The sequence below is a fragment of the Acinetobacter gyllenbergii CIP 110306 = MTCC 11365 genome, assembly GCF_000413855.1.
Classification (GTDB): Bacteria; Pseudomonadota; Gammaproteobacteria; order Pseudomonadales; family Moraxellaceae; genus Acinetobacter; species Acinetobacter gyllenbergii.
On record NZ_ATGG01000019.1, the window covers coordinates 64,309 to 76,415 of the forward strand.

General features: G+C 43.4%; 10 protein-coding genes. All 10 read right to left on the reverse strand.

Translation table 11 applies throughout. The features are described 5' to 3' along the window. Window positions 1-133 precede the first annotated feature (133 nt). The 10 genes from F957_RS08140 to F957_RS08095 all read right to left on the reverse strand — a co-directional run bounded on the left by F957_RS08140 (window position 134) and on the right by F957_RS08095 (window position 12,031). On the reverse strand, window positions 134-820 hold the full coding sequence (locus F957_RS08140) for a PqiC family protein (protein ID WP_016541788.1): 687 nt from the start codon (window positions 818-820) through the stop codon (window positions 134-136). Then, window positions 817-2,478 (reverse strand): PqiB family protein, encoded by a 1,662-nt coding sequence (locus F957_RS08135; protein WP_167539948.1) that lies wholly within the window; start codon window positions 2,476-2,478, stop codon window positions 817-819. Before F957_RS08135 ends, F957_RS08140 begins: the two co-directional genes overlap by 4 nt. Before the next feature lie 39 nt (window positions 2,479-2,517). Further along, window positions 2,518-3,297 (reverse strand): paraquat-inducible protein A, encoded by a 780-nt coding sequence (locus F957_RS08130; RefSeq protein WP_016541790.1) that lies wholly within the window; start codon window positions 3,295-3,297, stop codon window positions 2,518-2,520. Beyond that, window positions 3,294-3,944 carry a paraquat-inducible protein A gene (locus tag F957_RS08125; protein ID WP_016541791.1) on the reverse strand — a complete coding sequence of 217 codons (651 nt, stop codon included), beginning with the start codon at window positions 3,942-3,944 and terminating at the stop codon, window positions 3,294-3,296. The genes F957_RS08130 and F957_RS08125 overlap by 4 nt, the downstream gene beginning before the upstream one ends. Window positions 3,945-4,248: 304 nt before the next feature. Next, a complete protein-coding gene (locus F957_RS08120; protein ID WP_016541792.1) occupies window positions 4,249-5,739 on the reverse strand; it encodes an amino acid permease in 1,491 nt (496 codons plus the stop codon). Between the two features lie 172 nt (window positions 5,740-5,911). Next, window positions 5,912-6,886: a succinylglutamate desuccinylase gene (astE, locus tag F957_RS08115; RefSeq protein WP_016541793.1), complete on the reverse strand. Its 975-nt coding sequence runs from the start codon at window positions 6,884-6,886 to the stop codon at window positions 5,912-5,914. 32 nt (window positions 6,887-6,918) lie between these two features. Then, window positions 6,919-8,259 carry an N-succinylarginine dihydrolase gene (gene astB, locus F957_RS08110; protein ID WP_016541794.1) on the reverse strand — a complete coding sequence of 447 codons (1,341 nt, stop codon included), beginning with the start codon at window positions 8,257-8,259 and terminating at the stop codon, window positions 6,919-6,921. Between the two features lie 32 nt (window positions 8,260-8,291). After that, complete coding sequence (gene astD / locus F957_RS08105; protein WP_016541795.1) at window positions 8,292-9,761, reverse strand: succinylglutamate-semialdehyde dehydrogenase; 1,470 nt, start codon at window positions 9,759-9,761, stop codon at window positions 8,292-8,294. After that, window positions 9,761-10,804, reverse strand: coding sequence for an arginine N-succinyltransferase (astA, locus tag F957_RS08100; protein WP_016541796.1), 1,044 nt, complete (start codon window positions 10,802-10,804; stop codon window positions 9,761-9,763). The genes astD and astA overlap by 1 nt, the downstream gene beginning before the upstream one ends. Window positions 10,805-10,825: 21 nt before the next feature. Further along, window positions 10,826-12,031 carry an aspartate aminotransferase family protein gene (locus tag F957_RS08095; protein WP_016541797.1) on the reverse strand — a complete coding sequence of 402 codons (1,206 nt, stop codon included), beginning with the start codon at window positions 12,029-12,031 and terminating at the stop codon, window positions 10,826-10,828. Window positions 12,032-12,107 lie beyond the last annotated feature (76 nt).

The window sequence follows — 12,107 nt, forward strand, 5'->3', positions numbered from 1 at the left end:
GACGAAATGAGGTATTCGTATTGGTTGGTAAATTAAAGAGAGCAACTTAAAACAACATTAAAGCCTGATGTTCACATAAACAATAAAACCTGAATTAAACAAATATGATCAGTACACCCCAATTTCATCGAGATTAAGAACAAACCACCCCATTAATGTTGATTTGAGTTTTCGAGTCTGAGGCCACAATCGACAGTGCAATAGCATCAACAACTCGGCTCAATGAGCCACTGGCGGCACTCACAACATTTTGGATTGAATCATTATGCTCTTGTATCGGTTGGCTAAAGCTCATCCGACATGCCAACTGCTGATTTTGGTTTGAATTTTGGTCCAATGTGATAGTGGGATCATTCCGCTTGATAATCCAAGCCACAGAAACCTCTACATTTTTCTTGGCAGCATCAGCAGTAACCACATCGAAGTGAGAAAAATCAGTCGCAACTCGGTAAGACACCTTACCTCCCGCCATACCACTATTATAACGATCGACCGCGCCAAGCTTTTGCTGCAAACCTGCCGACAAATTGTCTCTTAACTCCGCACCCAGTGTTGAGGTCCAGCGTTCGTTCTCTAAAATTCGCGATTTACCTGCGGCATCCTGCACCACAATTGGCGCACGATTGATACGATCAGGCAAACCCACAGGAAGAACCTCGATCACACGCACTTTCGAGCTTGCCAAAGGTGTGGCTTTACTTGCCAAGGTATAATAGTTTGGCGTAGGCGTACTTGAACAAGCCCCTAACAATAAGACCATGGACAAGAGACTGAGTTTCAATGAAACCACTAATAGCGGTTTGGCTGTGCTGCTAATCATTTCTTGTCTGCCTCTGTTTTTTTACCACGAATCAATGATTCGGGATGTTGTTCAATATAGTCCGCCATTAATTGCAAGGACGCGGCTGCTCGGGTCATTTGTTGTAAAGCTTTACGCACATCTTGCTGCATCGGCGCATCACTAGATAGAATCGACTCACTAGATTGCATGGTTTTACGCACATCATTCAATGTCGCTTGCAAACCTGGTGCCACTTTGCCATCCAACTGTTTCACCAACTTATCTGTCGACTCAATGGTGGTATTCATATTATTCAGTGTTTTACGAACGTCTTTTCCAATTTCTTCGAGTGGGAACTTACTGACTTTATCGGCAATTTGTGACACTTGCGCCTGTAAGCCACTCAGCTCTGTTGCAGTGGTCGGTACTTCAACACGTCCATCTGGTCTGGTGATCAAAGAAGCAGCTTTGGCTTTTGGAAACTTATCAAAGGCAATGTAGTTCTGACCTGTTAATAAATTACCTGTCCGCATCTGCGCACGCCAGCCCTTCTCAATAAAGTATTTAAAAATTTCGCCATCTGGATCAAGCTCTTTGCCGTGAGCCAATCGCGATGGATAAATGACTGCATCCACACGCATTCTTAAATGGGTATAAGACTGATCAAATTCGACATTGATTGATTTAACATTACCGATCTCAATCCCCATAAAGTCAATCGGTGCACCCGCAGTTAAACCACGCAGCGAATGATCAAAATACATAATAATTGGACGTGGTTTACCATCAGGCTCTTTCATTGCTTCTTTGCGGGAATCAGACAAAGTAAAATAACTATTGTCAGGCGCAATAGCACCAGCCGAATTTTCAGGATAACCAAAGGCAATCCCGCCTGCCACAATACTGGCAAGCGATTGGGTATCTAAATTAAAACCAGATGCATTTAAGGTCACGTCCACACCACTGGCTTGCCAGAAACGGGCATCAGTGGTCACGAATTTATCGTAAGGTGATTGAATAAAGGTTTGAAGTTCTACACTTTTTCCATCGTCGGCTAATTTATAGGCAGTAATCTGCCCAACATTAATTCTGCGATAGTAAATCGGCACACCAATATCCAATGAACCTAAATCTTGTGCTTTGAGGAAAAAGACTTTACCGGGAATATCTGAAGAGACCACAGGCGGCACTTCAAGCCCCGTAAAGGTTTCCTGCTTTTGCTCCGCCTTACCACCATCGACTTCAATATAAGCCCCAGAGAGTAAGGTATCGATACCCGAGATCCCCCCCGTTCCCACTCTCGGTCTCACCACCCAAAAGCGTGAATCTTTGGCTGCAAAATTACTAGCATCTTTACGTAGCTCGATTTTGGCAATAATGTGTGAACGATCATCTGACAGATCAATTTGACGCACCAAACCGATATCCACCTGTTTATAACGGACTGTAGTCTTACCTGCGACTAAGCCTTCTGCAGTACGAAAAGACACTTCAATACTTGGGCCCGTATCAAGAACCGCTTTGGCTGCCAGTGAAATTCCAATCAGCAGCGCAACGAATGGTACCAGCCAAATCAATGCAGGTCGCCAACGCCCTTTCTTCTTTTCAGGTTCAGCGAGGATTGCATCATTCTGCGTTAACTCGGTTGAGTTCTCTGCAGAATCTTGGTTAGTCGGGGTATTTTCTGACATAGTGATCTTTCTTTTATAGGTCAAAAATAAGACGAATCTTCAATCTTAACTTTTTAATTGATGAATCGCCGTTCCTTTCATATGATTTGATTGCTGCTCATCCGCTTGATGTGCCTTGAAATAATTGTCCCAAATAATCCTTGGATCAAAACTCAAGGAAGCAAACATGGTCAACACCACAACGGCACCAAAAGCCACAGCTCCCGGCCCTGCCAATATGGTTGCCAATGATTGAATCTGAATCAATGCAGTGAGCAATGCAACCACAAAAACATCAATCATGGACCACCGTCCAATAAACTCAACAATACGATACATCAGCGCACATTGTTCAGGACTAAAATGCCATTTGGAAGATGACTGCATATAGACTGAAACCAATAAAAAAATCAGAATCAATAATTTTAAAATCGGGATAAAGATACTGGCCATAAAAATCACGACAGAGACCAGATAATCACCATTTTGCCAAAAATAGATCACGCCACTAATAATGGTGTCTTGCTGACGGCCCAATAAAGAATCGGTAATGGTCATCGGAAGGACATTGGCAGGAATATATAAAATTGCAGCAGCAACCACCAAGGCTAGCGTACGATTTAAACTTTCTGGCTTGCGTGAATGCAATACACTTTTACATCGAGAGCAATGTGCATGCCCATGTTGATCAGCCTGAGCACCAACTTGGTTGAGTAATCCGCAACAATGGCATTGAATTAACCCGACATCTTTTGCCCTGACGTAATTTTTAATCTGTAAATCAACATCAGAAAGCTGTTCTATAATTGAAGAAGTTTCGGCGTTCTGAACTTTAGCCTGCTTCATCCCAGACTCCTATCAACTTCATTCCAAAGATCTTTGATTTTGAGTGAAGCAATATATACCAAAAGGACACTAAGCAAGGTAAAGGCCCACAATGCAACACCTGGAATCACGGTGACCATGCCAACCAGTTTAACCAATGTCACCAGTACACCAATTAAAAATACTTCCACCATTCCCCATGTCCGAAACAGAAACAATGCCCGCAGTGCAGGAATTAAATATGGAGGTCTACGTTTCCAGAGACTGATACATACAAGTACATAGCTGAGTAATAACAATTCAATCAAGGGTACGATAAAAGTTGTAATCAGAATCAGCACCCCGACCAAGGCACGATCAATATGAAACATGGTCCATGCCGCACCAATCAATGTGGTTTGCGAGGTGTTACCTTGAAGCTCAACAATCACAATGGGAAAACTATTGGCAATCACGAAGATAATCAATGCAGTAATAACCAACGCCAATAAGGATGAAAACGAATGGCTGCGACGATAAAGTTCAGCACCACAACAGGTACAATAAGCGCGTTCGCCCGACACCAACTCGACCTTACGGTAAATCGCGTCACATTCTTCACAACCAGCCAATTCGCTTAGCTTGACTTGCTGACCAATTGCTAAAGGCTGATTATTTTTATTCGCCATATAGTCATGCCTATGATCAAAATTCTGTTTCGTTTACATAATCGACTTAGCTTCTGTTATACCGTTATTTTTGATAAGCACAACGCATCACTGCCAATCTTACACAATATATAAACAAATCAGGGTTTAAAAGCCTGATTCATGGAATTGTGTCAGAATCTTTAGCAAAAATCAGGCCTATCTCTATAGAAAAGCGGCTTCTTTTATCTACACAAATTAGGTTTAAGCATTTCCCATAAAAAAAGTGGATCAGTTACAGTACATCTCTATAACTGATCCACCCTGTTTATTGTTCTTTGAAGTTTTAAATCGCCTTATCTTTATAGAAAAGGTTATAACTCACATAACAAGCAATAATAAATAATACACAGCAGATAAAACCGACTTGCATCGATGGATCGGTCACCATACTAATACAGGTAATCACACAGAATACCCCACCTAAAATCGGGGTCAGTGGAAATAAAGGTGCTGCAAATTTAAGATCTTTGACTGTTTTACCTGATTTAATCCATTGTCTGCGGAAGTTGAATTGGGAAACACAAATCGAAATCCACACTACCACCATGGTAAATGCAGCAACACCGAGTAGGTTTTTGAAAATCGTTTCAGGTGCAAAATGTTCAGATAATAATCCTGGAATTGCGCCAAACATGGTCACAATAATCGCAATAATCGGTGTACCTGAACGGGTTAATTTTGAAAATACTTTCGGTAATTGCTTCTTCTCAGACAATGACCACATCATACGTGATGCAGCAAATAAACCTGAGTTTGCCGCAGACAAAAGCGCAGTAATGATCACAAAACGAATAATGTCTTCTGCGTATGGAATACCAATGTAATTAAATACGGTCACGAATGGGCTATTGCTGACACTGTTAGCATTTAGACCCGCCATCTCATACGGCAGTAATGCACAAATCACTACAATGGTACCGACAAAGAAAATCAATAAACGCCAGATCGCAGCATTGATTGCTTTAGGTACCGTTTTCGCAGGCTCTTCTGCTTCACCTGCCGCCACACCGATCAACTCTGTACCCGAAAATGCAAAATTCACGATGAGCATGGTCGCAAAAATTGGGAAAATACCATTTGGAAACCAACCATGTTCCGTCAGCTTGCTAAACAACGGTGCCGACTCATGCCCATGATAAGAAATCATGCCAAAAATGGCCGCTAGGCCCAATCCAATAAAACAGATAATGGTCAACACTTTGACCAACGATAACCAAAATTCAGACTCGGCAAATAACCGTGTCGAACTGACATTCAGACTAAAGACCAAACCTGCAAATAATAAAGTCCAGGTCCACATGGAAATAGAAGGAAACCATTCTTGCATGAGTAATGCAGCGGCAGTAAATTCAGTGCCTAGCGTTGCAGTCCATGTCAGCCAATACAACCAAGTGATCATATAACCTGTGCCTGGTCCAATATAGGTTCTAGCATATTCACCAAAAGAACCTGAAACCGGCATCTGTACTGCCAATTCACCCAAGCACAGCATCACCATGTAGGCAATCACACCACCCAATAGGTAAGCGAGAATCGCTCCGACTGGGCCAGCCTGAGAAATGACATCACCAGAACCTAAAAACAGCCCTGTTCCAATTGCACCACCCAATGAAATCATCACCAGATGACGCTTGGTCATGGCACGTTTCAATGGTTTACCGATTTCAATCTCAGAGCTAGAAACTCCTGATAGACTGGCAACATCCTGCTGTGGCACATATTGCCCACCCAAGCCTTCACCTGATGGGAATGTCTTTTCGTTATTGTTACTCATACACGGTCACTCCAACTATATTCTTATGACAACCTGTCCTTGCTGTATTGCACTCATAAAAACGAATATCTAAACGATATTCTTTGACACGTTTTGTTCTATTGAACATCCATATTCAAACTCCATTTCATCCGTTTCTTGCCGATAATTAAGCTGTTAAATCGGCGACCGCTTACTTAATTTCTTTTAATATCAGTCCAGCCCGAAGCCCTGTTTTCACATTAGGATTCGGGAATAAAATCCAGACTTGCTGATCATGCGCGACATAATTCCCTGCTTGCTGAGTCGCAATCAACTCACCTTTCTGAAAAGTAGAGAAATTAGGAGCATCGGCACTTAAATTCAGCTGAAAATCATCACTTTGTTTTAATACTGAATCCACTACCTTAAATTGGCGAATCGGTCCTTTTAGTCGTGCAGGCAATGCTTGATCTGCAAGAACTGCACGTAACATCAGGTCAGTACTGGCAAACTCAGCTAAATCATTGGCCCCAAAAGGTTTAGCCTTACCTAGCTCCAAAGTACTACTGGCTGCCTGAAATTTTTCAGCCGTAAAGTGAGTAAAGGTTTTGCCTGCAGCATTGTGATAGACCAAAGCATCCAGATCAGCCGCCTTTAAACTTTGAATCAGGAATTCATCATAGGCATGTGTTTGATATGGAAATAAGGCAAAAACAGGCAGTAATGAAGCACGAATAGCGGTATGTAAATCATAATGATAACGCTGTGCCTGTGGCTGACTCTGTTCAAAAAACTGTGTTGTCACTTGCTCTAAATGCGCCGCCCGTTCAGTCTCTTGATCTTGAATTAAATTTTGGTAAGCACCACAGAACATGCGGTTCATATCATTTTCAAGATAACGTGCACCATGACGAATCGCTTCAGGATTGCCCAATACAAACAGTACACGTACCGCCAGTACCAACCGTTCAGTAAATAAATCATGAATGATCTGTGACAATAATTCGATCGGTGCCGTTTCATTGCCATGAATGCCAGCAGAAAGTACCATGGTTTTTACATAGCTTGTCTTGGGTGTACATTGCAATAGCCCTTCACCTAGCCATTGCCATGTAAATCCAGCGCTTTCCCCTTGCATTTGCACTGGGACTTGTTGTTCTAAAGTCAACGTTAGTAAATCAACCATGTACTTTCATCCTTAAAAGCCGTTATTTGTGTTTATCTTTGGAAGTGATAAACCGAACCTAAAGCCAAAATCTTGGTCAGTTCATCGAGTGCAGTACGGCTCTCGATCAATAAACTTGGATCGGCCAAATCATCTTGTGTTAACTCATCACGATAATGCTGATCCACCCACTGATTCAGGGTTTTGAACAGCGCATCATTCATAAACAAGTTTGGATTCACTGCAGCCAGTTCAGCCTCATTCACTGCAACACGTAATCTCAAACATGCAGGTCCACCGCCATTACGCATACTTTCACGCAGATCAAATACCTTGATGTCATCAATTGGCGTACCCATTTGAATCATGTCATTCAAGTAGCTCCATACCGCCTTGTTGTGACGTGATTCCTCAGGTACCACAATGCTCATGCCACCATCTGCACGGGTTAAAATCTGGCTGTTGAACAAATAAGTTGAGACTGCATCGTCAACACTGACTCGATTGTCGGGAACTTCAATTGAAATAAACTCTTGCTCGATCCCTGCCATCTTTTTACGGATTTCATCCAATGCCACCGCCTGATTTAAAAACGCCTGTTGATGATGGAACAACACTTGTTGATTACTTACGGCGATGACATCGTTATGAAATACACCTTGATCAATCACAGCTGGATTTTGCTGAATAAACACCGTGCGTTTCGCATCCAGACGATGCAAACGTGCAATCGCTTCACTTGCCTCGCGGGTTTGACGCGCAGGGAATTTCTGCGGTGCCACCGTTCCACCAAGCTGTTGCTGACCATACACAAACACCTGTACACCCGCTTGATCATACCCACCACCAAGACGGTTATGATTGGCTGCCCCTTCGTCACCAAATAAAGCGGCTTCAGGCAGTGCTTCATGGTGCGCGAAATATACATCATTATTGAACATGGCTTGAAGAATACGGGTAGTCGTATGATGCTCAATTGATCGATGGAACTTATTATTCAGGTTTGCCGCTGTAAAATGCATGCGTTTGTCAGCACTATCTGCCGATGGCGACACTGTACAAGAGTTGGCTGTCCACATCGAAGAAGCTGAACTCAACGATGATAATAAGGCTGGTGCAGTACGCATCGCCTGAGTAATCACGTCAATATCACTGCCAGTAAAGCCCAAACGGCGCAACGTTGGCACATGCGGACGCTCTTGCGGTGCGAACACACCTTGCTTTAATCCTAAATCTGCAAGGGCTTTCATTTTCTTTAAGCCTTGCTTAGCTGCGAGTTTAGGATTTGACGCATTATTACGGTTTTTGGTTGAAGCAACATTCCCAAAAGATAAGCCCGCATAATGATGCGTCGGCCCCACTAAACCATCAAAATTGATTTCATAACCTGACATTTTTTTCTCCCTGTGTCCCGATGCGTTCCGTCTTAGAGCACAATGCCCGGTGATAGTTTTGAAGGTAAAGTAACGCTGTCACTTTCCAGCGATGCCATTGGCCATGCACTATAGTCTGCGGCGTAAAAAGCACTAGCACGATGGTTCCCAGACGCTCCAACCCCACCAAATGGTGCAGCACTTGAAGCGCCTGTTAATGGCTTATTCCAGTTCACAATGCCTGCACGTGCTTCAATCAGTACACGATCAAATAAATCACGCTCAGGTGAAACCAGACCAACAGCCAAACCAAAACGGGTGTTATTGGCAATGTTCAAAGCTTGATCGAAACTGTTGTAGCGATAGATCGTAGTGAGTGGACCAAAGTATTCATCATCAGGAATATCAGTTACCTGAGTAACATCTAAAATACCCGCGGTAAGCAATGAGCTATCCGCTTGTGGACGGGTCATTTCTAACAATGGTTTTGCGCCCAAGGCAATCAGTTTGTTATGGGCTGCCAACATCTGTTCCGCTGCATGCGCAGAAATTACTCCCCCCATAAACGGTTGAGGTTCAGCATTCCAGTGACCTACGACCAAACTCTTCGCCACTTCAACAAAACGTTGAATAAAGGCATCACCATTGGCACCCTGCTTGACAATAATACGACGTGCACAAGTACAACGTTGCCCCGCAGAAACGAAAGCGGATTGAATGGCTAAATTCACCACAGCATCAATATCGGTTACTTCATCAATGATCAGGGCATTATTACCGCCCATTTCCAAAGCAAGGATTTTTTCAGGTGCACCTGCCATTTGTTTATGTAGGTGATAGCCTGTATTGGCACTGCCCGTAAACAGTAAACCATCAATCTGCTCAGCCACAGCAAGTGCTTCACCCGTGCTGCGTCCACCTTGTACGATATTCAACACACCGTTTGGTAGACCCGCTTGCTGCCACAATTTTGCAGTTTCTTCGGCCGTCCAAGGCGTGAGTTCACTCGGTTTAAACACCACGGTATTGCCTGCAATCAATGCAGGAACAATATGACCATTTGGCAAATGACCAGGGAAGTTATAAGGGCCAAATACGGCGAGAACGCCATGTGGACGGTGACGTAATGAAGCCACACCATCTGGCATTTCAGTTTCGCTAAAACCCGTGCGTTGATGATAAGCACGAATCGAAATTGCCACTTTACCGATCATCGACTGCACTTCAGTCAAGGTTTCCCAAAGTGGTTTACTGGTTTCTTGGCTAATCACTTCAGCCAATTGAGTTTTATGCTGTTCAAGTAAGCCTGCAAAGCGCTCAATGATTGCAATACGCTCTTCCAATGGCAAACGTGCCCATGCTGGAAAAGCCTGACGCGCTGCATGGCACGCCTGTTCAACATCGACTGGGCTTGCCTCATGCCCCGCCCAAATGTGCTGATTGCTCACTGGATTAGTTTTATTGAAGGTAGTGCCTTGTCCTTGAACCCAAGCACCATCAATTAATAATGCACCTTGTGACATTAGTTGTTCTCCATTTTTTCTAATGCTAAAACACGGACTTGATCGTGTTCAGCAATATTCAGTGCCTGTGCTTGTGCTGCGGTCATATGCAGATTCTCACTTTCATCAACTTTGTTATTGATCAGCAACACGGCGTAATCTTGGTATTGGTCATTGGCAACCAAAAAGTGTGTCTCCGTACTTTCGACTTGCTCAGTGAGTATGACTTTAAGCAAGCGGCTTTCTTTCACCGCCCGTAACTCAGCAGTATTGGCTTCCAGTGTCGGTCCAGCATCAAAGATATCAACATGACCTTGATACTTAAGACCTTCTGACATCAGCACTTTGGCTGCTGGCAAGGTATGTGGATGCACTTCTGCAATCACTTCACGCGCCTCGGAGGTCAACAAGTCAACATAAACTGGAAATCTCGGCATCAATTCTGCGATAAAGGCTTTTTGCCCAACACCACTGAGATAATCCGCTGCGGCAAAATCCATATTAAAAAATAGATAACCCAGTGAATCCCAAAAAGGTGATCGTCCGTTTTGGTCTGAAAAACCACGCATTTCTGCAATCAGTCGCTCTTCAAAGAAAGAACGAAAAGCTGCGATAAACAGAAAACGGACTTTGGATAAAAATTTGCCGTTTTGGTTTTTGCGATATTCAGGATCAAGGAACAAGGTACATAGTTCACTACAACCCGTATGGTCATTACTTAAAAACAAAGTGTCTAAAGTTTTATAGACATTCAAAGCTTTAGAAGCATGTACCTGTTTGGCCACACGGAAGTTGTAAAACGGTTCATTCAATCCGACCGCAACTTCAATCGCACTCACACCCACAATTTTGTGAATGCTGGTGTCTTCCAATACAAACAGATAACTTGCCTCGCACTTTTCGGTTAAACCCTCTAAAGTGCGAGTGGTACGTGTAATACGCTCTGCCAAGATGTCTTTATTTTGGGGTAAGGAGGTCAGGCCAATGCCCGACTCCCCAGCTCGTTGCGCTAAACGATAAATATCATCTAAGTCCCGATGCGCTGCATGTCGAACAATCATCATGGTTAGATGCTCACAGCAGACTTAGAGACGTGCTAGAGCACGAACAAAACGGCTTAAACCTTCATCAATATCGTGTTGAGGAATGATCAGTGAAGGGGTAAAGCGAACCACATCAGCACCGGCTACCAAGGCCAATAGCCCTTCTTCACCTGCCAGAGTGACGATATTTTTGGCTTTACCTGCGTGTTCATCTTTGAGTACGCAACCGATCAATAAACCTTGACCACGAATTTCTTTGAACAGACCATATTCAGCATTGATTTTGTTTAAGGCATCAATGAAATATTGGTGACGTTGTTTAACGCCGTCTAGAACTTCTGCTGTATTGATAAATTCAAATACTGCACCCGCAACCGCACAAGCCAATGGGTTACCACCATAAGTTGTACCGTGATCGCCAACTGCATACATATTGGCATAATGATCTGTCGTGATCATTGCACCAATCGGGAAACCACCACCCAATGCTTTTGCAGTGGTCAAAATGTCAGGTGTTACCCCTGTATTCATATAGGCATATAAAGAACCTGTACGACCCACACCCGTTTGTACTTCATCAAAAATCAGCACAGCACCTTTTTCATCGCATAATGCACGTAAGCCTTTCAGGAATTCGATATCCGCTGGCAGAACGCCACCTTCACCTTGAATCGGCTCGACAATCACGGCACAAGTATTTTCAGTGATCGCTGCTTTTGCTGCTTCAAGGTCATTAAACGCAGTGTGTTCAATCCCACCCGGTAAAGGTGCAAAGTCTTGAGAATATTTTGGCTGACCACCAGCTGTTACGGTAAACAAAGTACGACCGTGGAAAGCATTCTTAAATGCAACAATCTGGTTCTTGTTTGCATTGCCACTGAGCAAACCGACTTTACGTGCCAGTTTTAATGCAGCTTCGTTGGCTTCTGCGCCCGAGTTACAGAAAAAGACTTTGTCCGCAAAAGTACTATCCACCAATTGCTTGGCAAGGCGTAATACAGGCTCATTGGTATAACCATTGCCGATATGCCACAATTTTTGCGCTTGTTCAGTTAAGGCTTTTACTGCAACAGGATGTGCATGACCCAAGGCATTTACCGCGATCCCACCTGCAAAATCAATATATTCTTTATCGTTTTGATCCCACAAACGTGATCCTTCGCCACGCACTAAAATGAAGTTTGCTGGGGCAAAAACGGGAACCATCCAATCATTAAAATTGCTACGTGTAATTGCGACTTCGCTCATTCTATTTACTCACTTCCTGTTTAATCTTCAGGCTTGTTGAATGCTCAACAAGCCCTTTCACTTTAATTTTATAAAT